20 protein-coding genes are annotated in these 18,332 nt (G+C 63.4%); 13 read left to right on the top strand and 7 right to left on the bottom strand.

Annotated features, from left to right (window positions below):
* Positions 1-47: 47 nt before the first annotated feature.
* Complete coding sequence (locus YH3_RS10480; RefSeq protein WP_003942070.1) at positions 48-434, bottom strand: glyoxalase superfamily protein; 387 nt, start codon at positions 432-434, stop codon at positions 48-50.
* Between the two features lie 88 nt (positions 435-522).
* On the opposite strand from YH3_RS10480, the gene YH3_RS10485 reads away from it, so the two are divergent.
* Positions 523-1,530, top strand: coding sequence for an LLM class flavin-dependent oxidoreductase (locus YH3_RS10485; RefSeq protein WP_058227495.1), 1,008 nt, complete (start codon positions 523-525; stop codon positions 1,528-1,530).
* Positions 1,531-1,543: 13 nt separating this feature from the next.
* Here YH3_RS10485 and YH3_RS10490 read toward each other — a convergent pair whose 3' ends face one another.
* Positions 1,544-2,041: a histidine phosphatase family protein gene (locus YH3_RS10490; RefSeq protein ID WP_007728426.1), complete on the bottom strand. Its 498-nt coding sequence runs from the start codon at positions 2,039-2,041 to the stop codon at positions 1,544-1,546.
* 73 nt (positions 2,042-2,114) lie between these two features.
* Between YH3_RS10490 and YH3_RS10495 the strand changes: the two genes are divergently transcribed.
* Positions 2,115-2,315 (top strand): hypothetical protein, encoded by a 201-nt coding sequence (locus tag YH3_RS10495; protein ID WP_003941897.1) that lies wholly within the window; start codon positions 2,115-2,117, stop codon positions 2,313-2,315.
* Here the strand turns inward: YH3_RS10495 and YH3_RS10500 are convergent.
* Both YH3_RS10500 and YH3_RS10505 read right to left on the bottom strand, forming a co-directional pair.
* A complete protein-coding gene (locus tag YH3_RS10500; protein WP_007728423.1) occupies positions 2,312-3,070 on the bottom strand; it encodes an acyl-[acyl-carrier-protein] thioesterase in 759 nt (252 codons plus the stop codon). The two genes, YH3_RS10495 and YH3_RS10500, sit on opposite strands and share 4 nt — an antisense overlap.
* A 44-nt stretch (positions 3,071-3,114) precedes the next feature.
* Entirely contained in the window at positions 3,115-4,104 is a 990-nt protein-coding gene (locus YH3_RS10505) for an NAD(P)-dependent alcohol dehydrogenase (protein WP_064443324.1), read from the bottom strand.
* Between the two features lie 65 nt (positions 4,105-4,169).
* Here YH3_RS10505 and YH3_RS10510 point away from each other — a divergent pair, with 65 nt between their 5' ends.
* The 7 genes from YH3_RS10510 to YH3_RS10540 all read left to right on the top strand — a co-directional run bounded on the left by YH3_RS10510 (position 4,170) and on the right by YH3_RS10540 (position 10,669).
* Positions 4,170-4,826, top strand: a complete 657-nt coding sequence (locus tag YH3_RS10510) for a TetR/AcrR family transcriptional regulator (RefSeq protein WP_039972951.1) — start codon at positions 4,170-4,172, stop codon at positions 4,824-4,826.
* Between the two features lie 79 nt (positions 4,827-4,905).
* Positions 4,906-5,871 carry an NADPH:quinone oxidoreductase family protein gene (locus tag YH3_RS10515; RefSeq protein ID WP_003941986.1) on the top strand — a complete coding sequence of 322 codons (966 nt, stop codon included), beginning with the start codon at positions 4,906-4,908 and terminating at the stop codon, positions 5,869-5,871.
* Positions 5,872-5,960: 89 nt separating this feature from the next.
* Positions 5,961-6,431, top strand: coding sequence for a MarR family winged helix-turn-helix transcriptional regulator (locus YH3_RS10520; protein WP_003941890.1), 471 nt, complete (start codon positions 5,961-5,963; stop codon positions 6,429-6,431).
* The gene (locus YH3_RS10525; protein ID WP_003942006.1) at positions 6,428-7,960 is read left to right on the top strand and encodes a DHA2 family efflux MFS transporter permease subunit; all 1,533 of its coding nucleotides are present in this window, start codon (positions 6,428-6,430) and stop codon (positions 7,958-7,960) included. Before YH3_RS10520 ends, YH3_RS10525 begins: the two co-directional genes overlap by 4 nt.
* A gap of 147 nt (positions 7,961-8,107) precedes the next feature.
* Positions 8,108-9,202 carry an LLM class flavin-dependent oxidoreductase gene (locus tag YH3_RS10530; protein ID WP_054187847.1) on the top strand — a complete coding sequence of 365 codons (1,095 nt, stop codon included), beginning with the start codon at positions 8,108-8,110 and terminating at the stop codon, positions 9,200-9,202.
* A complete protein-coding gene (locus YH3_RS10535) occupies positions 9,189-9,662 on the top strand; it encodes a MarR family winged helix-turn-helix transcriptional regulator (protein WP_042453108.1) in 474 nt (157 codons plus the stop codon). The genes YH3_RS10530 and YH3_RS10535 overlap by 14 nt, the downstream gene beginning before the upstream one ends.
* Before the next feature lie 20 nt (positions 9,663-9,682).
* A complete protein-coding gene (locus tag YH3_RS10540) occupies positions 9,683-10,669 on the top strand; it encodes a pirin family protein (RefSeq protein WP_039972959.1) in 987 nt (328 codons plus the stop codon).
* Between the two features lie 40 nt (positions 10,670-10,709).
* On the opposite strand, the gene YH3_RS10545 is transcribed toward YH3_RS10540, so the two are convergent.
* From YH3_RS10545 to YH3_RS10555, 3 genes are read right to left on the bottom strand one after another with little or no spacing between them, the layout of a single operon-like run.
* Positions 10,710-11,237, bottom strand: a complete 528-nt coding sequence (locus tag YH3_RS10545) for a gamma carbonic anhydrase family protein (RefSeq protein ID WP_003941993.1) — start codon at positions 11,235-11,237, stop codon at positions 10,710-10,712.
* A 44-nt stretch (positions 11,238-11,281) separates the two neighbouring features.
* Entirely contained in the window at positions 11,282-12,142 is an 861-nt protein-coding gene (locus YH3_RS10550; RefSeq protein WP_058227497.1) for a DMT family transporter, read from the bottom strand.
* Positions 12,139-12,939 carry a crotonase/enoyl-CoA hydratase family protein gene (locus YH3_RS10555; RefSeq protein ID WP_003942035.1) on the bottom strand — a complete coding sequence of 267 codons (801 nt, stop codon included), beginning with the start codon at positions 12,937-12,939 and terminating at the stop codon, positions 12,139-12,141. The genes YH3_RS10550 and YH3_RS10555 overlap by 4 nt, the downstream gene beginning before the upstream one ends.
* 109 nt (positions 12,940-13,048) lie before the next feature.
* Here YH3_RS10555 and YH3_RS10560 point away from each other — a divergent pair, with 109 nt between their 5' ends.
* The 4 genes from YH3_RS10560 to YH3_RS10575 are packed head-to-tail and all read left to right on the top strand — an operon-like array spanning position 13,049 to position 18,328.
* Positions 13,049-13,870 carry a TIGR03084 family metal-binding protein gene (locus YH3_RS10560; protein ID WP_064443325.1) on the top strand — a complete coding sequence of 274 codons (822 nt, stop codon included), beginning with the start codon at positions 13,049-13,051 and terminating at the stop codon, positions 13,868-13,870.
* Positions 13,867-15,588: an acyclic terpene utilization AtuA family protein gene (locus tag YH3_RS10565; RefSeq protein ID WP_047268913.1), complete on the top strand. Its 1,722-nt coding sequence runs from the start codon at positions 13,867-13,869 to the stop codon at positions 15,586-15,588. Before YH3_RS10560 ends, YH3_RS10565 begins: the two co-directional genes overlap by 4 nt.
* Positions 15,585-16,733 (top strand): acyl-CoA dehydrogenase family protein, encoded by a 1,149-nt coding sequence (locus tag YH3_RS10570; RefSeq protein ID WP_007728404.1) that lies wholly within the window; start codon positions 15,585-15,587, stop codon positions 16,731-16,733. Before YH3_RS10565 ends, YH3_RS10570 begins: the two co-directional genes overlap by 4 nt.
* Entirely contained in the window at positions 16,730-18,328 is a 1,599-nt protein-coding gene (locus tag YH3_RS10575) for an acyl-CoA carboxylase subunit beta (RefSeq protein WP_064443326.1), read from the top strand. The genes YH3_RS10570 and YH3_RS10575 overlap by 4 nt, the downstream gene beginning before the upstream one ends.
* Positions 18,329-18,332: the final 4 nt, after the last annotated feature.

An 18,332-nucleotide genomic window follows, 5' to 3' on the forward strand; every position in this document is an offset into this window, starting at 1 on the left:
ACTTCGAAAGAGGTGGGGGGATTTTTCATGTCAGGAGTGGGACGTTTTCAGGAGTTGCTGCCGCTGAGGTCCGGGATGACGATCTCCTGGACGGCCCACTTGTTCCCGTCGGGGTCGGCGAAGTAGATGAACCGCCCCCAGGCCTGGTCGTCGATCGGGCTGATGTCGATGCCGCGGCTCTTGAACTCGCGCTCGGCCTCTTCGATGTCTTTGACCACTACCTGCATGCCGACGACCGAGCCGGGCTCGGCGTCGGTGATTCCCTTGCCGATGCAGATCGAGCAGGCCGAACCGGGAGGGGTCAGCTGGACGAATCGCAGGTCTTCGCTGACCGTGTGATCGTGGTCGGCATTGAATCCGAGGCGGACGTAGAAGTCCTTGGCGCGGTCGATGTCGGTGACGGGAATGGCGACCAGTTCGAGCTTGATGTCCATGACGTGCCCTTCATGTGATGGTGAATTCCGGCGACAGGTCCAGTGTTGCGGGTATTGCGGTCAGAAACGGTCCTCGTTCGGCGTCCGGATGAAACTTTCCGAATTCCTTGTTGCTCCGAGGGTGCTTCTCTCACTGCTCGACCGATCCCGAACCAGGAGCGGATACCCCGACTCCGCAGCTCTGACGCATTCCGTCGAACGTGCCGCGCACGCCGACGCTCTCGGCTACCACCGGTTCTGGGTCGCCGAGCATCACGCGGTGCCCGGGATCGGGAGCGGGTCGCCGGCAGTACTGCTTGCCGCGATCGGCGCGCATACGCGCGATATCAGACTCGGCAGCGGTGGAGTCATGCTGCCGAATCACCAACCGCTGATCGTCGCCGAGCAGTTCTTGATGCTGGAGGCTCTCTACCCGGGGCGAATCGATCTCGGCCTCGGCCGATCGCTGGGATTCACGGAGCCCGTACGTCAGGCACTACGACGCAGCAAGGACGCTCCGGACACGTTTGTGTCGGACCTGGACGAGGTGAGGCGTTACCTGGACGGATCCGCCGCAGTGACGGCACGGCCGGCGTCGCAGACTGGGGTGCCGATCTTCGTGCTGGCGACGCGCACAGGTCTGAAAGTGGCAGCGCAGCTGGGGCTTCCGGTGGTCGTGGGTGGGCCGATACTGGGAATCGGTAGCACCGATCGGGTGGATGCGTTGGACGAGTACCGCCGAGCTTTCCAGCCCACCGACACACACCCCGAACCCTATGTGGTGGTTTCCCTCGAGGTGGCGGTTGCCGATACCACCGAGGCGGCCCGTGAGTTGCTGATCCCGGAGGCGTACGCGCTCGCAGAATCGTCACGGACAGGGGAGTTTCCGCCGCTCGTGTCGCCGGACGAGATCAGGCGCGCCCCGCGCAGTGATCGAAACGCCAGGCGCATCGAGTCGTTCACGGCTTCGGCGCTGCACGGGACGCCCGTCGAGGTGAAGCAGCAGCTTCACGATCTGGCCGAGCGAACCGGTGCCGACGAATTGCTGGCGTCCACGTCGACGTACGACCGTGACGCGCTTGCACTTTCGGACCGCCTACTGCGTGAGGTGGTTTAGCAGTGTGGTTGATCTAACGAGGCACGTGAAACTCGAGCAGAGTGGCGACGGAGTCGTCGAGTTCGGTCCACGGCACCGGTACGGAGAGGACGGCGATCGCCGAAGTCGGGAACTTGTCGCGGATACGTTGGGCCGCTTCGGAGTTTTCGTTCGATGCGAGATCGAGTGCAGTCCAGGGAATTCCGGGTTCGTGTCCGACGATCAGGAGCGTCTTGACGTGGTCGGACGTGGTTCGCGCAGCTGCAATGACGTCTGCGGGTGAGCCGCCGTAGATGGACTTCTCGAACCCGGCGGGAGCTTCGATTCCCGTCGAGGCAAGGGTTTCGACGGTCCGCCGGGAGGTGGAGCACAGAACGGCGTCGACGGGCGGGACGTTTTCACGGATCCATTCGCCGCCGATGCGGGCCTCGCGCAGGCCCCGTTCGGCGAGCGGACGCTCGTGATCACGGATGCCCTCGGGGTAGCTGGACTTGCCGTGTCGCATGAGGACGAGGGTGCGGTGGTCGGCCATGCGTTCACGGTATCCGCTTTGTGCCCGTCAGTCCGGTTACTCTGGATGGTCAGGACCTTGAAGGAGGTTTTCGATGGCCGGTAAGAAGCTCGATCGAACTAATGCCCGAACTGCACTCGAGGTGGTACGCGAAAGCCCCACCATCGCTTTCATCACCGTTGCCCCGGCAGTGGTCGTGTTCGGCGTGGTGTGGTGGCTCTTCGGTTTCTGGGCCGCGATTCTTCTTGCGTTGGTGTTCGGTGTCGCGGCTGTCGCGACCCAGAAACTGCGTTAGAGGGCGCTCACCTGCGCAACTGCGCGGAGCGCTTCGCCGACCAGGAACCAGACCGTGACGGTCTTGTCGTCGACGCGGCTGCGCAGGACGACGTCGTCGCTGGAGACGATGGGGGAGAGGTACTCGATCAGTGCTCGATGCGGAACTGTCCGTAGTTCGGTGCGAGCGCTGAGGACCTCTTCGACTGCCTGCCAGTAGACGGCGTTGTTGACGTGGTCGAACGGGTCGATATCCGTGGCGCGCAGAGCGAACGGCGTGTCCAGAACACCGGCGTCGTCCGCCTCCGGTGCGTTCTCGGCGAGGACACGCTTCCACTTCAGGCGATGCTCGTCGGTGGATTCCTCCAGTGGCCGCATGAAGTCGTCACTCATCCGCGTGGGCATGCCCGATTCGGCGCTGATGTTGATCCAGAAGCCTTCGGTTTCCATCAGCGCGCCGTTGCTGCCGTCGAAGCGCACACGCATGTTCGCCCATCTCGTGGAGAAGCCGGAGCACCAGCGAGTCATCGTCAACTCTTCCGGCCAGATCGCCGGGCGTACGACGTCGACGACCGTACGACGCACTATCCAGAGCGGATGGGTGTCGATGGCTCCCGCGGCCTCGATGTTGTCGTTGCCGATGTCCTGCAGGTAGCGGGCGACGGCGTCGAGCCTGACCTGCTTGGCGACGTCGATGTCGCCGGTGCGGACCGGGCGGGACTTGACGAAGATCGGTCCTCGGTCCGGCTGTTGCGCGAGCGTGAGATCTGGGTTCACGTGAGATTCCTGTTCGCTGGAGTGAGCCGATTCTGTCAGGCTTTTCAGCGAGTGGCGATTATCTGCTTTCCGCAGCCGGAGCCGTCGACCATTCGTGCCACGGCGACGGCGGTGTCGGCAAGGGGATGAACGGAGTCGATCACCGGGGTGATGTCACCTGCGTCGATCATCTGCGTCAGGACCTCCAGATCGTCGGCGTTCTCCGAAGCGATGAAGGTGCCCATTTTCTGAGATATGAACGGAGACAGGCACTGTGCGCGTATTCGGCGATCGGTTCCGCCGAGCCACCGTCCGCCGTTCTCGCCGCCGACGATCACCAGCGTTCCGGTGCGTGTGAGCGCCCGTCGAAGATCTCGCAGTCGGCGGTTGCCGCCGGTATCGATGATGACGTCGTACCGATGCGATCCGTCGGTGGCGTCGTCGACGCGGTAGTCGAGAACCTCGTCGGCACCGATGGAGCGGACGGTATCGGTTTTCGAGGTGCTGCACACGCCGGTGACGTGAGCGCCCATGGCTTTTGCCACCTGCACCGCGTAGATCCCGACGCCACCGGATGCGCCGAGCACGAGGACGGATTGGCCCGCCTGCACGCGGCCGTGGTCGCGCACGGCTTGCAACGCTGTGAGGGCGGAGACCGGCACCGCTGCTGCTTGCGCGAACGACAACCGGGCAGGTTTTGCGGCAATCTTCGTCTCGAGTGCGCGTGCGTACTCCGCGAACGAACCGACCGCGATCCCGTATACCTCCTGGCCGACTGCCACGCGGGTCACCGAACTGCCGACGGCCTCGACTCGGCCGGATACGTCCAGTCCGCGTACCCGGTTCCTAGGTCTGCGCAGCCCGAAACCCGCGAGGCGCAACGGATATGGCAGTCCGGCCATGAGATGCCATGCCCCGCGGTCGACGGACGCGGCCTCGACGCGTATCAGCACTTCGTTGTCGGCGACAGTGGGGCGCGGAATGTGGTCGAGGTAGAGAACGTCGGCCTCGCCGTAGCGATCCTGTACGACGGCGGTCATCAGTTCCTTCGGCATGCGAGTCTCCGTTCGTCGAATACTTACAGCGTAAGTATTGCACTTACGGTGTAAGTTCTGTCAACGTGGAGAAGCGCGCAAGATTGACCCGAGACGACGTCGTACACGCTGCTGTCGCGCTTGCCGATTCCGTCGGAATCGATTCGATGACCATGCGGAAGCTGGGCACCGAACTGGGCGTCGAAGCGATGTCTCTGTACAACCATGTTTCGGACAAAGGGGATCTGCTCGACGGAATGGTCGATGCGGTCTTCGCGGAGATCGATCTGCCGACGCCGGGACGCCCGTGGCGCACGGAACTTCACGTGCGAGCGGTATCGACAAGGGAAGTGTTGGGGAGGCACCCGTGGGCAACTCCGTTGATGGAGTCCCGAACGACGCCTGGTCCCGCGACCCTGCGCCACCACGATGCCGTCATCGGAACGCTACGCGCCGCCGACTTTCCCGTCGCCCTTGCTGCGCATGCCTTTTCGATCATGGATGCGTACATCTACGGCTTCGTGCTGCAAGAAGTGAGCTTGCCGTTCGAAACAGCGCAGGAAACGACGGAACTGGCGAAGGCGATCATGGGCTCATTCGAGAGCGGTCAGTATCCGCACCTGGCCGAGTTGACCACCAAGCACGTCCTTGCTCCGGGATACAGCTACGCCGCCGAATTCGCTTTCGGTCTCGATCTGATTCTCGACGGACTCGAACGTCTGCACATCGGGAGCGAACGATGATCTGACGTGAGTACCGGGTTAAAGTCGAGAAAACCGGGTTACCGGTCCAGACTTCAGATGTCCCGAAGAGGAGCTTTCTGTGCGCGCCATGGTGGTTACGGAACTGTCCGGTCCCGAAGGAATTGTCGCGCAGGAGGTTCCCGAGCCCGCAGCCGAAGGTCTTGTTCTCATCGATGTGAAGGCAAGTGGCGTCTGCTTTCCGGACCTGCTCATCACCTACGGCAAGTATCAGATCCGCCCGGAACCGCCGTTCATTCCCGGCGCGGAGATCTCGGGCGTCGTGGTCTCCGCGCCGGAAGGGTCGGGTTTCGCTCCGGGCGATCGTGTTCTCGCGGCCGCGTATCTGGGTGGGTATGCAGAGCGGATTGCCGTCAACCCGGCGCAGGTACTCCGAATTCCGGACGGACTCGCCTTCGACGAGGCGGCCTCGCTGATCATCAACTATCAGACGATGGAGTTCGCGCTCGCTCGTCGCGCGAAGATCGTCGCGGGGGAGACTGTCGTCGTGCTCGGCGCTGCAGGCGGAGTCGGAACGGCAACCATCCAGCTGGCCAAGGCGCACGGTGCCCGGGTGATCGCCGTGGTACGACGCGAGGGCGTCGATGACTTCTTGCGTGAGCTCGGTGCCGACGAGGTGGTCGCGCTGGCTCCGGGATGGGGAGAGCGGATTCGGGAACTGACCGACGGCGTCGGCGCTCAGATCGTGGTGGATCCGGTGGGCGGCGATGCGTTCGACGACGCGGTCCGGGTTCTGGCACCCGAAGGACGACTCGTGGTGATCGGATTCGCCGGCGGCGGTATTCCCGAGGTAAAGGTGAACCGGGTGCTGTTTCGCAATATCAGCATTGTCGGCGCGGCATGGGGTGAGTTCACGCGTACCAATCCCGAGGCGGTAGCCGAGGTACACGCATCGCTGGTAGAACACGTCCGAAACGGCTTGCGTCCGCTGGTCAAGGCACGGTATCCGCTTGCCGACGCAGCAGTTGCCCTGGCTGATCTCGAAAGCGGCAAAGTTCTCGGAAAGGCCATCTTGCTGCAGGAATGATTCTTCGCAACGTGATGGTGGTCACCAAATAATAAGTTGCAACATGTTTTCATTTGGGCAATAGTTGCAACCGCACTACCATTTGCCAGGTGATCGCTTCCGATTCTGATGACCTGTATGGAGCACTCGACGAGTTGTTCACTCGCCTGATGAGCGCCGGTGATTCGGAGTCGATCGATGCGTTGATCGAACTGGATCTCTCGTTCTCTCAGGTGCGTGTGCTGTTCGTACTTGCACAACGTGATGCGGCGATCCCGATCAACGAGGTTGCCGACGAGCTTCGGCTCTCGGTGGCAGCTACGGGGCGGAACATCGATCAGCTCGTGAACATGGGTCTGGTCGATCGCCGTGAAGACGAGCGGGACCGACGCGTCAAGCGGGTTTCCTTGTCGGAGGCCGGTCGTAAGGTGACGACCAACCACATCGAGTGCAAGCGCGGCCAGCTTCGCGAATTCGCGTCGCGTGTTCCTGAGCCAGAGCGGATTCGTTTGTTCGAGGCTCTCAAGCCCATTCTCGCGGGTGACTATCTGCGAGCACTTAACCAGGAGACTTCGCGATGACATCGCCGAACGCGCCGGCACCGGCGTCCGACAAACTTGACGGGGCGGTCCTCAAGATCGCTTCCGTGGTGGTGCTCGGCGCCATCATGTCGATTCTCGACGTAACCGTGGTGAGCGTCGCGCTCACCACCTTTGCCGAGGACTTCGAAACTTCGTACGCCACCGTCGCGTGGACGATGACGGCCTACACCCTCGCTTTGGCGACGGTCATTCCGGTTACCGGTTGGGCTGCCGACCGTTTCGGCACCAAGCGCCTCTACATGACTGCCCTGGTGCTGTTCGTGCTCGGTTCGGTCGCCTGTGCGATGGCGTGGGACATCACCTCGCTCATCGGCTTCCGTGTGCTCCAGGGCCTCGGCGGCGGCATGTTGATGCCGCTCGGTATGACCATCATGACCCGGGCCGCCGGTCCGGACCGCGTCGGTCGCGTCATGGCAGTTCTCGGAATCCCGATGCTGCTCGGCCCCATCGGTGGCCCGATCCTCGGTGGTTGGCTGATCGAGGCCGCGAGCTGGCACTGGATCTTCCTGATCAACCTGCCGATCGGCATCATCGCGTTGGCAGCAGCATTCATCATTCTGCCGTCCGACAAGGCGAAGCCTTCGGAGTCCTTCGACTTCCTCGGCATGATCCTGCTGTCGCCCGGCCTGGCGCTGTTCCTGTTCGGTGTGTCGTCCATCCCTGAGGTGGGAACGGTTGCGTCGGCTCGGGTTCTGGTGTCGGCCGGTATCGGTCTGGCGCTGATCATCGCCTTCGTGTTCCACGCGCTCAACAAGGATCACCCGCTGATCGACCTGCACCTGTTCAAGAACCGTCAGTTGACCACCGCCGTCATCACGACGTCGCTGTTCATCGTCGCCTTCATGGGCGCCGGGTTGCTGTTCCCGAGCTACTTCATCCAGGTCGGCGGTCACACCACGCTCGCTGCCGGATTGTTGATGGCTCCGCAGGGTCTCGGCGCTATGGTCACCATGCCGATCGCTGGTCGACTGGTCGACAAGATCGGCCCGGGCAAGATCGTCCTGACCGGTTTGCCGTTGATTCTGATCGGCTTGGGTGTGTTCACACAGGTTGCCTCGGATTCCCCGACGTGGCTGCTGATGGGTGCCTTGTTCGTCATGGGCCTCGGTATGGGTTGCACCATGATGCCGCTGATGACCGCAGCTATCGTGACGCTCTCCAACGAGCAGATTGCTCGCGGCTCCACCCTGATGAACATCGTTCAGCAGACCGCAGGTTCGATCGGTACCGCCGTGATGTCGGTGGTCTTGACCAACCAGCTTCTCGATCGTGGCCTCGACACGACGATGGTCGGTGCGGCCTCGCACATTCCGACCGAACCGGGAAGTCCGCAGGAGTCTGCTGCGAATTCGATTCTCAGTGCGGCGTCGGATGCCTTCGGTAACACCTTCCTCGTTGCCACTGTGTTGATCGTCCTGACCCTCATCCCGGCGTTCTTCCTGCCGCGGAGCAAGACCACCAGGCCGGTGGCCGAGGGCGAGACGGCAACGCCGATCGTTATGCACTGACCGCTTTTCGGTAGATCGTTCGTCCAGGTGAGGGCGGCACACATCTTGTGTGCCGCCCTCACCTTTTTGCCGTGGAATACAGCTGGATGGTTGAATGTTTGATCAGTTACATGCAAACGCATGGATCTAGTTCGCGGAGGAGCAACCATGCAGTTCGGAATCTTCACGGTCGGTGACGTCACCACTGATCCCACGACGGGTAAGACCCCGACAGAGCACGAGCGCATCAAGGCCATGACGACCATCGCCAAGCACGCCGAGGAAGTCGGTCTCGACGTCTTCGCGACCGGCGAGCATCACAACAAGCCGTTCGTGCCGTCATCTCCGACCACGATGCTCGGATACATCGCGGCCCAGACCGAGAAGATCACGCTCTCCACGTCCACGACGCTGATCACCACCAATGACCCGGTGAAGATCGCCGAGGATTACGCGATGCTTCAACACCTCGCCGAGGGGCGCGTCGATCTGATGATGGGTCGCGGAAACACCGCGCCTGTGTACCCGTGGTTCGGCAAGGACATTCGCGCCGGTATCCCGTTGGCTCTCGAGAACTATCAACTTCTTCGCCGGCTCTGGGACGAGGAGGTCGTGAACTGGCAAGGGGAGTACCGCACTCCACTCCAGGGCTTCACGTCCACCCCGCGCCCGCTGGACGGCGTCGCGCCGTTCGTGTGGCACGGCTCGATCCGCAGCCCCGAGATCGCGGAGATCGCGGCGTATCACGGCGACGGATTCTTCGCGAACAACATCTTCTGGCCGAAAGAGCACTACATCGAGCTGATCAATCTTTACCGCCGGCGTTACGAGCATTACGGCCACGGGTCCGCGGATCAGGCGATCGTCGGTCTCGGTGGTCAGGTCTTCATGCGCAAGAACAGTCAGGACGCGGTCAAGGAATTCCGTCCGTATTTCGACAATGCTCCGGTGTACGGCCACGGGCCCTCACTCGAAGAGTTCACCGAGCAGACGCCGCTGACCGTCGGTTCCCCTGAACAGGTCATCGAGAAGACGTTGGCGTTTGCCGATTTCTTCGGCGACTACCAGCGCCAGCTGTTCCTGATGGATCACGCCGGGCTGCCGCTCAAGACGGTGCTCGAGCAGCTCGATCTGCTCGGTGAGGAAGTTGTTCCGGTTCTGCGCCGTGAGTTCGCGGCCAGGCGGCCAGCACATGTGCCGGACAACCCGCCCACTCACGCGTCGATGAAGGCGGCTCGTGAGGCAAGCAGTGTCACTGCCTGACGAGCAACCGCCTGAGGTTCCGGTCAGCACCACCGAACTCGCCACCGACGCCTGGGAAGCCTTGTTTCGCGCCCAGGTGTCGGTGCTGCGGCGGCTCTCTGCCGATGACGTCTGGGATCAGGTGTCGATGCGCGAGTACGACGTGCTGTTCACGCTGAGTCTTGCGCCGAGTAGTTCCCTTCGCCTGCATGACCTGAATCGGGAGATATTGCTGAGCCAGCCTTCGCTCAGTCGCCTGGTGGAACGGTTGGAGGGCGAAGGTCTGGTAACGAGAAGTGTTGATCCACAGGATCGCCGCGGGACGATCGTGCAACTCACCGAAACGGGTGCAGCGCTGCAGAAATCAGTGGGTCGCCGTCATGCCGCCAGCATCCGCCGCCACGTCGGACCGGCCCTGGACGCGGATGAACTTCGACTGTTGGCCGAATTGTGCACGCGTCTGCGTCTCGCGCAGTCATGACTGGAGGCAGGATGGACGATATGAGCAACCTCGAAGCGCAGCCCGTCGAGCAGGAATGCGAAGGCCATCCGGCGGAGAGCGAGATTCAGATCCTCACCCCGCGCGACGTACCGCTCGGTGGCCCGCGGGCCATGCGAGTGCGACGCACCCTCCCGCAACGCGAGCGTTCGCTGATCGGGGGATGGTGTTTTGCAGATCATTACGGTCCGGATGACGTCGGCTCAGGACCGGGCATGCATGTGCCGCCGCATCCGCATACCGGTTTGCAGACGGTGAGTTGGCTGTTCACCGGAGAGATCGAGCACCGTGACAGCATCGGTTCCCATGCGATGGTGCGGCCGGGTGAACTGAATCTGATGACGGCCGGGAGTGGGATCGCGCACTCCGAGGTGTCGACGCCGAATACGAAGGTTCTGCACGGGATGCAGTTGTGGGTGGCCCTGCCGGATGCGGCGCGCGATACCGCACCCGCGTTCGTTCACTATCGACCGGAGCCGGTGACCACCGATGGTGTCACGCTCAGTGTGTTCCTCGGTTCGCTCGCCGGTGAAACGTCTCCGGTGTCTACCTTCACCGAATTACTCGGTGCCGAGGTGATTCTCGATCCTGGGGCCGAGATCGCCCTCGATGTCGATCGTTCACATGAGCACGGCGTGATCGTCGATCAAGGATCGGTTGTTCTGCGTGGTACCACTGTCGGCTGGGCCGAGTTGGGTTATCAAGCACCGGGTTTCGGAAAACTGACTTTGCGCAATCCGGGATCCGAACCGGCTCGACTGCTACTTCTCGGCGGGAAACCGTTGGGCGAGCAGGTCATCATGTGGTGGAACTTCATGGGCCGTACACACGAAGAGATCGTCGAGTATCGACGCAAGTGGCAGGCCGAGCTTGCCTCCGGATTCGACGGCAGCGTCCCGGACCGGCGTTTCGGCGTCGTGCCGGGATACGACGGTCCGGCGCTCCCGGCACCCGAGTTGCCGAACAGCACGTTGCGGCCCCGAGGCTAGTCGTTGCTCTTGCTGCTACCGGCCGCGAGCGTCGTTTCGATCAGGCTTGTTCGATGTCCTGGTGAGCCTTCGCGAGCATGATGTAGCCGGCGCCGTTGGCGGTGATACCGGCCTTTTCGCCTTCGGAGAGTTCACGTTTGACCTTGGCGGGCACGCCGGCGACCAGTGATCCAGGTGGGATTTGCATCCCCTGAGACACGACGGCGCCGGCTGCAATCAGTGACCCCGAGCCGATGTGTGCGCCGTTGAGCACCACGGCACCCATGCCGACGAGAACGTCGTCTTCGACGGTGCACCCGTGCAGCACTGCGTTGTGGCCGACCGAGATTCGTTCGCCCAGCACTGCGGGGAACGTCGGGTCGGCGTGCACGGTGCAGTTGTCCTGAATGTTCGTGTCAGCGCCGATGGAGATCGATTCTGCGTCGCCGCGGATAACCGCGCCGTACCAGATGCTGGCTCCCGCAGCGATGGTCACCGCGCCGACAACGGTGGCGTTGGGTGCGATGAACGCACTTTCGTCGATCTGCGGGGTGTTACCGAGAACGGTGGCGATGATCGGGTTGGTCATGGTTCTCCTGTGCGTTGGAATGACGTGCTCTGACGGTACCTGGACTACTTCGCTGTGGGTTTTCGATTCATGACGACAGTGCCGACACCCGCGGTCACCACCAGTGCGATGGCCACGAGTGTGAATGCGTCGAGCGTTTGCCCGATCACGAGGACTCCGGCCAGTGCGGCCGCTGCGGGTTCGAGGGCGATGAGGACGGCAAAGACTTTCTTGGCGAGAGAGCGCAGCGCCCACATTTCCAAGCTGTACGGGATGACGGACGAGAGGACGGCGACGGCTGCGCCTGCGGCGAGCATCGTCGGATCCAGTAGTTCACTTCCTCCCGAGACGACGCCGAAGGGCAGCGTCAATACGGCCGCGACGATGCTTGCGCCTGCCAACCCGTCGGCGCTCGGGAGCGTCGCGGCCAGGTGGGAACCGGCCACGATGTATCCGGCCCACGCAGTAGCGGCGATCAACGCGAACATCACCCCGATCGGGTCCAAACCGGATTCGCCGTGATCGCTTAACCCGAGCAGCAACACTCCGCCGAAGGCGAGCAGCACCCATGCTCCGTCGGCCCACCGACGAGACAGAATTGCGGCCAGGGTGAGCGGTCCGAGGAACTCGATGGTGACGGCCGTTCCGATGGGCACCGTGTCGAGGGCGAGGTAGAAGGCGCCGTTCATCACGGCGAGGGCGATGCCCAGTGCGAAGATGCCTTTGCGCTGCCGGTTCGACCATCTGCTCCATCGCGGGCGGACGATGACGCCGAGGATGATCGCGGCGATCGTCAGCCGCAGCGTCGTGGCTCCGGCCGGTCCGATCTGCGAGAACAATGTCGTCGCGAATGCCGCGCCGAACTGGAGCGACAGTATCGACGTGAGGACTGCTCCGACCGGCAGTAGCTGACTGCCGGCCTTCATTCTCCGGTGAACTCGGGACTTCGACGCTCGAGCATTGCGGCGACGGCTTCGTGGTGATCTCGGGTGTGGTGGGCGATCGACTGCATGGCGGCGGAGAGTTCGAGCAAGCTCTCGAGGCTCTGGTGCTGGCCCTCGCGGAGGAGCTTTTTGGTCATGCGGAGTACCTGCGGGGGATTGGCGGCTACTCGAGCCGCCAAAGCGTGCGCAGCGGAAAGCAATTCCTCGGGCTCGGTCACCTGCGAGACCAGACCCCAGTCGAGTGCTCTCGCAGCATCGATCGGTTCACCGGTGAACGCCATCTCGGCCGCGCGGGCGTTGCCGATCGCGCGCGGGAGCAGCCACGCTCCGCCGTCGCCGGGGATGAGTCCTACCTTGACGAAACTCTCGGCGAAGACTGCGGCGGTCGAGGCGATGCGGAGGTCGCACATGAGTGAGAGGTCGCAGCCCGCTCCGATGGCCGGGCCGTTGACCGCCGCGATGGTCGGCACCTCACACGTGTACAGCGCGAGCGGGATGCGTTGGATGCCGTGCCGGTAGCCCTGGCGGATCTCGCCGGGTGCGCCACCGAACATGCCCTCCTTGTCTCGCATGTGCTTGACGTTGCCGCCGGAGGAGAAGGCCGATCCGGCCCCCGTCAGAATGACCGTGCGCACACTCTGATCTCGGTTGACCGCGGTGACTGCGTCTTCGAGGGCCTCGATCATGTCGATCTCGGAGATCGCATTGCGGGTGTCCGGGCGATTGAGGGTCCACGTGACCACATCGCCGGTTCGCGAGATCAGTACGGCGTCGCTCATGGGTGCTCCTGGTTGTCGATGGCAGTTGAACTCAGTCTCTCACCACAGGATTTCGCAATAACAATCATTCGTGCTTGATTTTTATGGATGTGGGTGTGATGCTGGTCGCATGGCCGAACTTCAGACGTTCATCGATGACTTGCGGGCCGAAGGCGAGAGCCTCGACGCCCTGGTTGCGGATCTGCCCGAGGAGAAGTGGGCGACAATGACGCCTGCGGAAGGGTGGACCATCGCACATCAGATCGGGCACCTGCACTGGACGGACAGTGCAGCGATCCTGGCGATCACCGACCCGGACGGGTTCGCGGAGCAGTTGAAGGCGGCGTTCGTGAACCCGGCAGGGTTTGTCGACGACGGTGCTGCCGAACAGGCGGCCCGCCAGCCGGCGGAGTTGCTCGCCGATTGGCGAGCGGGGCGCACCGCTCTCGTCGAGGCGCTCACCGCCGCCCCGGCCGGAACCAAGTTCCCCTGGTACGGCCCGCCCATGGGCGGTGTCTCCATGGCTACCGCGCGACTGATGGAGACGTGGGCGCACGGGCAGGACGTTGCCGACGCACTCGGCGTCGAACGCGCTCCGACGGCGCGCATCAAGAACATCGCTCACCTGGGTGTGCGGACGCGAAACTTCGCGTACTCGGTCAACGAGAAGACGCCGCCCGCCGACGATTTCCGGGTTGAGTTGACCGCGCCGGACGGGTCGCTCTGGACCTGGGGGCCGGAAGATGCGCCGCAGAAGGTTACCGGGCCGGCGTTGGACTTCTGCTTGCTGGTCACCCAGCGCGCCAATCGCGCCGATCTCGATCTGGTCGCCGTGGGTGCCGACGCGGACGAGTGGCTCGGGGTCGCGCAGGCCTTTGCCGGACCCAGCGGTGAGGGACGAGCCGCCGTCGGATCCAGCGGTGAGGGACGAGCATCGAAGGTGGGCAAATGAGTTCGGTACGGATCGGTAACTGCTCCGGGTTCTACGGCGACCGCGTCTCGGCGATGCGCGAGATGCTCGAGGGCGGCGAACTCGACTACCTGACCGGCGACTACCTGGCCGAACTGACGATGTTGATCCTCGGGCGGGATCGGATGAAGGACCCGTCGCTCGGCTACGCGAAGACGTTCCTGCGGCAGGTGGAGGACACGCTCGGCCTTGCGCTCGACAAGGGGGTGAAGATCGTCGCGAATGCAGGCGGTCTCAATCCCGCCGGACTGGCCGACGCGTTGCGCGAGGTCAACACCAAGCTGGGGTTGAACGCAAAGATCGCCCACGTCGAGGGCGACGATTTGATCTCTCGGGCAGACGAACTCGGACTCGGCTCCCCACTGACGGCCAACGCGTACCTCGGCGCCTGGGGCATCGTCGAAGCATTGTCGGCCGACGCCGATGTCGTGGTCACCGGACGGGTCACCGATGCGTCGGTGATCGTCGGTCCGGCCGCTCACCATTTCGGTTGGAAGCGAGATGATTTCGATCAGCTTGCCGGTGCTGTCGCGGCGGGCCACGTCATCGAGTGCGGAACCCAGGCCACCGGCGGCAACTACGCGTTCTTCACAGAGATTCCCAATCTGGGCCGGCCTGGCTTCCCGATCGCCGAGATCAACGCGGACGGAACCTCGGTCATCACCAAGCACGCCGGAACGGACGGCGAGGTGAGCGTCGGCACGGTGACGGCGCAGCTGCTGTACGAGATCACCGGTGGACGCTATGCAGGCCCGGACGTGACGACCCGCATCGACAACGCAGTGCTCACCCAGGAAGGCCCGGACCGGGTGTTGATCAGCGGCGTCACGGGCGAGGCTCCGCCGCCGCAGTACAAGGTCTCCCTGAACACGCTGGCCGGGTTCCGTAACGAGGCCACCTTCATCCTCACGGGTCTCGACATCGAGGCCAAGGCCGATCTGGCGAAGACTCAGCTCGAATCCTGGCTGACGAAGAAGCCCGCCGAACTGGTCTGGACTCTCGCTCGCACGGATCATCCGGATTCCGACACCGAGGAAACCGCGAGTGCGTTGCTGCGCTGCGTGGTTCGCGATTCCGACCCCAAGGTGATCGGTCGCCCTTTCTCCGCGGTTGCGGTGGAAATGGCACTTGCCAGCTACCCCGGCTTCTCGCTGACGGCTCCGCCGAGCAACGGCCAACCGTACGGAGTGTTCACCCCCGGCTACGTCGATGCGGGATCGGTGCCGCACGTGGCCGTACTGCCGGACGGCACGCGCGTGGACATCGCTCCGTCCACGTTGACGCAGGACCTCGAACCCGTCGGCGAACCGGAGCGTCCGGAGCCGTTGCCGCCACAGACGTCGCTTTCAGTACCACTCGGCACGATCGCCGGTGCCCGTAGCGGCGACAAGGGCGGAAATGCCAACGTCGGCGTCTGGGTTCGCACGGACGATCAGTGGAAGTGGTTGGCGCACACACTGACCGTCGAGATGCTCAAGGAACTGCTACCGGAAGCAGCAGACCTGAACGTCACTCGCTACCAGCTTCCGCACCTTCGTGCCGTCAACTTCGTGATCGAGGGAATTCTCGGTCAGGGTGTCGCCTCGCAGGCGCGGTTCGATCCGCAGGCCAAGGGAATTGGTGAATGGCTGCGTTCGCGCCACATCGACATCCCGATTTCGCTACTCCCCGTAACTGACGAGAAAGAGGATTCACGGTGACCGTGTGGACCACACCGGAAAGGCTTGCGCTTCGCGAGACCGTACGCGGATTCGTGAACCAGGAGATTCTGCCGCATCTGACGCAGTGGGAGCGAGACGGCGAGATTCCGCGCGAATTGCACCGCAAGGCAGGCGCTCTCGGACTCCTCGGGGCCAGCGCACCCGAATCGGCCGGTGGTGAGGGCGGCGACGCCGTCGACTCCATCGTGATCTGTGAGGAGATGCATCAGGCAGGTGCGTCGGGCGGGCTGTTCGCATCGCTCTTCACCTGCGGCATCGCGGTGCCGCACCTGATCGCGGCCGGCGACGAGGCGCAGATCGAGAAGTGGGTCAAGCCGACCCTGCGCGGCGACAAGATCGGCTCGCTCGCCATCACCGAGCCCGGCGGAGGCAGCGACGTCGGGCACCTGACAACTACAGCCAAGCGCGACGGCGATCATTACGTCGTGAACGGCGCCAAGACGTTCATCACCTCCGGCGTTCGAGCGGACTTCGTCGTTACAGCGGTGCGCACCGGTGGTCCCGGCGCGGGTGGTGTCTCACTGCTCGTGATCGAGAAGGGCACACCGGGATTCACCGTCTCGCGCAAACTCGAGAAGATGGGCTGGCGCGCATCCGATACCGCGGAACTCTCCTTTGTCGACGCCCGGGTTCCGGTGGAGAATCTGGTCGGTGCAGAGAACAGCGGCTTCGCGCAGATCGCCCAGGCATTTGTCTCCGAGCGGGTAGCGCTCGCCGCGCAGGCGTATGCCAGTGCAGAACGTTGCCTGGAGCTGACGCTCGAATGGTGCCGCGCCCGTGAGACTTTCGGTCGCCCCCTGATCAGTCGGCAGGCCGTCCAGAACACCGTCACCGAGATGGCCCGCAAGATCGACGTCGCCAAGGTGTACACGCACTCGGTGATCGAGCGGTACATGGCCGGTGACGGCGATCTGATCGCCGAGGTGTGCTTTGCGAAGAACACGGCAGTCGAGACGGGCGAATGGGTTGCGAACCAAGCTGTTCAGCTGTTCGGCGGCCTCGGATACATGCAGGAAAGCGAAGTGGAGAGGCAGTACCGGGACATGCGAATTCTGGGAATCGGTGGCGGAACCACCGAAATCCTCACCGGCCTCGCGGCCAAGCGATTGGGGTATCAGTCATGAGTGTCATCCGGTCAACACTGGACACCAATTCCGAGGTGTACAAGACCGCAACTTCGACCATGAACACCAAGCTCGCCGAGATCGAGGTCGAGCACGCCAAGGCGTTGGCGGGTGGCGGCGAGAAGTACACCGAGCGGCACCACAAGCGGGGAAAGCTCCTGGCACGCGAGCGGATCGAACTCCTGCTCGATCAGGATTCACCGTTCCTCGAACTGTGTCCCCTCGCTGCGTGGGGGAGTGACTTCCCGGTCGGAGCCAGCACCGTGGTCGGTATCGGCGTCGTCGAAGGTGTCGAATGCCTGATCGTCGCCAACGATCCCACCGTGCGCGGCGGCACCAGCAATCCGTGGACGCTGCGTAAGGGTTTCCGGGCCAACGACATCGCCATGCAGAACCGCCTCCCGGTGATCTCCCTCGTAGAGTCCGGCGGCGCAGACTTGCCGACGCAGAAAGAGGTGTTCATCCCGGGCGGGCGTATGTTCCGTGACCTCACTCAGCTGTCCGCAGTCGGAATCCCCACCATTGCACTGGTCTTCGGTAACTCGACGGCCGGCGGTGCGTACATCCCGGGCATGTCCGACCACGTCGTGATGATCAAGGAACGCTCCAAGGTGTTCCTCGCAGGCCCGCCGCTGGTCAAGATGGCCACCGGTGAGGAATCCGACGACGAGGCACTCGGCGGCGCCGAAATGCACGCTCGCAAGTCCGGGTTGGCCGACTACTTCGCCGCCGACGAGCAGGACGCGATCCGCATCGGGCGCTCGATCGTCAAGCGGCTCAACTGGACCAAGAAGGGGCCGGCGCCGCGCGCGGAGATCATCGAACCGCTCGAGGATCCGGAAGAGTTGCTCGGCGTCGTTCCGGCCGACCTGAAGATCCCGTTCGATCCGCGTGAGGTCATCGCCCGTATCGTCGACGGTTCCGACTTCGACGAGTTCAAGCCGCTCTACGGTTCCTCCCTCGTGACCGGGTGGGCCGAGCTCAACGGCTACCCGATCGGCATCCTGGCGAACGCACGTGGAGTGCTCTTCAGTGAGGAATCACAGAAGGCCACGCAGTTCATCCAGCTCGCCAATCGTTCCAACACGCCGTTGCTGTTCCTGCACAACACCACCGGGTACATGGTGGGTAAGGAATACGAGGAGGGCGGCATGATCAAGCACGGATCGATGATGATCAATGCGGTTGCCAACTCCAAGGTTCCGCACATCTCGATCCTGCTCGGAGCGTCCTACGGCGCCGGTCACTACGGTATGTGCGGACGCGCGTTCGATCCACGGTTCCTCTTTGCGTGGCCCAGTTCCAAGTCCGCCGTCATGGGCGGTGCGCAGCTCGCCGGCGTCATCTCCATCGTGGGACGCGCTGCTGCCGAGGCGCGCGGCCAGGTCTTCGACGAGCAGGCCGACGCCGGCATGCGCGCGATGATCGAGAACCAGATCGAGGCCGAGTCACTCCCGATGTTCCTGTCGGGTCGTCTGTACGACGACGGCGTCATCGACCCCCGAGACACCCGCACCGTGGTGGGAATGTGCCTGTCGGCCATCGCCACCGCCCCGATCGAAGGCACCGAGAACTTCGGCGTCTTCCGTATGTGAGGCA

It is taken from the genome of Rhodococcus sp. YH3-3 (assembly GCF_001653035.1).
Taxonomy (GTDB): domain Bacteria; phylum Actinomycetota; class Actinomycetes; order Mycobacteriales; family Mycobacteriaceae; genus Rhodococcus_F; species Rhodococcus_F qingshengii.